The organism is Eggerthella sinensis (genome assembly GCF_003339815.1).
GTDB classification, from domain to species: Bacteria; Actinomycetota; Coriobacteriia; order Coriobacteriales; family Eggerthellaceae; genus Eggerthella; species Eggerthella sinensis.
This window is the reverse complement of sequence record NZ_PPTT01000070.1, coordinates 1-684: the sequence shown is the minus strand read 5'-3', so window position 1 is coordinate 684 and position 684 is coordinate 1. Positions and strand designations below refer to the sequence as shown.

The 684-nt window shown below is 63.0% G+C and carries 1 protein-coding gene; it reads right to left on the bottom strand.

The window, feature by feature from the left end; genetic code table 11:
• Positions 1 to 684: MATE family efflux transporter (locus C1876_RS17430; RefSeq protein ID WP_211309583.1), on the bottom strand; the 684-nt coding region annotated here is incomplete at both ends.

The following is a 684-nucleotide window of genomic DNA, read 5'->3' as shown; positions in this document are numbered from 1 at the left end:
CCACGCCGATGAGCCCCAGGCTCTTCCACAGAAGCGAGCGCATTTCAGTATGGTTCTGGGCGCCGTACTGGAAGCTCATGAGCGGGGAGGTGCCCACGGAGTAGCCCATGAACACGGCCGAGAAGATCATCACGGTGTACATGATGACGCCGTAGGCCGCCACGCCGTCCTCGCCGATGAAGCGCAGAAGCTGCCAGTTGTATAGGATGCCCACGAGGCTCATGGCGATGTTGGTGACCATTTCCGACGAGCCGTTGGCGCAGGCCTTCCCGATGACGGGCCAGCGCAGATGCGGCCGCACGAAGTACAGGTGCGTCGAGCGCTTGCGGGCGAAGTAGACGAGTGGAATGCCGCCGCCGATGAGTTCACCGATGTTCGTGGCGAGCGCCGCACCGGGAAGCCCCCAGCCGAACACGCCGACGAACAGGAAGTCCAGAAGGATGTTCGCCACGCCGGCCGCCACAATGACCAGAAAGCCGTACTTGGGCTTGCCCGCCGTGACGAAGAAGCTCTGGAAGGCGTACTGCAGGATGAAGAACGGCAGCGAGATCATCATCATGCGGCCGTAAAGCGCGGCGTCATGGTGCATCTGGCTTCCCGGCGTGGCGCCGAGCATGGTGGCCGTGGGCTCCATGAAGAACCAGCCGCCAAGGGAGAGCACCGAGCCCACGAGACTAAAGCGAA